A 1,993-nucleotide genomic window follows, 5' to 3' on the forward strand; every position below is an offset into this window, starting at 1 on the left:
CGACCGGGCCGCACCACCTGTTTCATCGGCTCACCGAAGATGCCGACATGCGCCTGCACATGACGCGGCGCTTGATTGCCTGACACGCTAGTCGCATAATCAGCGCCCTTTTCATTCCCCCAAGGACTGCCCGATGTGGTTTAGAAACCTGATCCTGTACCGCTTCACCCAGGCTTTCGACCTGGATGCCGAGACATTGGAAGAGAAACTGGCGGAAAAGACCTTTCGCCCCCTGGGTGACATGGAACCGGCTTTTACCGGCTGGACGGAACCTCTGGGAAAGGAAGGCAGGCAACTGGTGCATACCGTGGGCAATTGCATGATGCTGTGCGCCCGCAAGGAAGAAAAGATACTGCCTGCCGCTGCGGTGCGGGAACTGGTGGAAGCCAGGGCGGGGGAGATCGAAGAGAAGGAAGGCAGGGAGGTGCGGGCTAGGGAGCGTCGCGAGCTGAAGGAAACGGTACTGTTGGAAATGATTCCCCGCGCCTTCAGCAAGAGCCATCGCCAGTATGCCTATATCGACAGCTGGAACGGCTGGCTGGTGGTGGACACGGCAACGGCCAGCCGGGCAGAAGCCTTCATCGACCTGCTGCGCGAGTGCCTGGGCACTTTGCCCGTGGTGCCGTTGCAGGTGGCAGAATCACCCGATGCCGTCATGACCGAATGGCTGAAAGAAGGTGGCGTGCCTGGGGTGATCCAGATCGGGGACGAAGGCGAGCTGCGTGACCTCATGGAAGACGGCGCCATCGTGCGGGTCCGCCGGGAAGACCTGTTCTCCGATGAAATCCGGGTGCACCTGGAGGCGGGCAAGCGGGTGATGCGCCTGGCGCTGACCTGGGAAGAGCGGGTCAGCTTCCTGCTCGATGAAAAATTTCAGCTCAAACGCCTGCGTTTTCAGGATGCGGTGCTCGACGAGGCCGGTGATGTGGGTGCAGAAACAGCTGCCGAGCGCTTCGATGCGGACTTCGCCATTATGACGGGCGAGTTCTCCCGTTTTCTGCCGGAATTGATCACCTTGTTCGGTGGTGAGGAAAAAGACGGATTTTCCTGATCCTGTCCGGTCATGCGTGGCTGGGGTTCAAGGCCTCCAAATGGGGGCATACATCCGCGTCTTTGGCCAGTTTGGTGGCTTGTACCCCCTCTGCCCTCGTGGGGAGAGGGGCATCTACGGATAGGTTAACAAAGAAGCATCAACGCCCGTAGAGATCTTCCAGCCGCTCGATATCGTCTTCTCCGAGATAGGCGCCGGATTGTACCTCGATAATATCGAGAGGAATCTTGCCGGGGTTTTCCAGCCGGTGCTGCTGGCCGATGGGGATGAAGGTGGATTGGTTCTCCGACAGCAGAAAGGTCCTGTCGCCGCAGGTGGCCTTGGCAGTGCCTTTCACTACCACCCAGTGCTCGGCGCGGTGATGATGCATCTGCAGGGACAACTGTGCGCCCGGCGCCACGGTGATGCGCTTCACCTGGTAGCGTTCCGCCCGGTCGATGCCTTGGTAACTGCCCCAGGGACGGTGAACCAGTGCGTGAATGTCGATTTCCTTACGCTGTTCTTCGCTGAGCTGGTTGACCAGTTCCTTGACCTTTTGTACCTGGTCCCTATGGGCGACCAGCACCACGTCGTGGGTATCGACCACCATGATGTCTTCGATTCCCACCGTGGCCAGCAGGCGGCTGTCCGAGCGCAGGTAGCAGTTGCGCGAATCCTGGGCGAGGACGTCGCCGGTGATCACGTTGCCGTTTTCGTCCTTGTCGCCGATCTCCCACAGGGCGGACCAGGAACCCACGTCGTTCCAACCCACGTTCAGGGGAATCACGACGCCATTGTCTGTGTGTTCCATGACGGCATAGTCGATAGAGTCGGAAGGGCAGGCGATGAAGGCCTGCTTTTCCAGGCGGATGAAATCCGCATCGGTTTCGGCCTGTTCATAGGCCTGTTTGCTGGCTTCGAGAATACCGGGAGCGAACTGCGCCAGTGCATCGAGATAGCGGG

2 protein-coding genes are annotated in these 1,993 nt (G+C 59.6%); one reads left to right on the forward strand and one right to left on the reverse strand.

The window, feature by feature from the left end; all coding sequences use genetic code 11:
• The first annotated feature begins 133 nt into the window (after positions 1-133).
• Positions 134-1,051, forward strand: a complete 918-nt coding sequence (rdgC, locus tag ACOCD2_RS17825) for a recombination-associated protein RdgC (RefSeq protein ID WP_419603739.1) — start codon at positions 134-136, stop codon at positions 1,049-1,051.
• A 139-nt stretch (positions 1,052-1,190) separates the two neighbouring features.
• On the opposite strand, the gene ACOCD2_RS17830 is transcribed toward rdgC, so the two are convergent.
• On the reverse strand, positions 1,191-1,993 hold an 803-nt coding region (locus tag ACOCD2_RS17830; protein ID WP_419625847.1), incomplete at its 5' end, for a mannose-1-phosphate guanylyltransferase/mannose-6-phosphate isomerase.

This window comes from Thiolapillus sp. (assembly GCF_048562965.1).
GTDB lineage: Bacteria > Pseudomonadota > Gammaproteobacteria > Chromatiales > Chromatiaceae > Thiolapillus > Thiolapillus brandeum_A.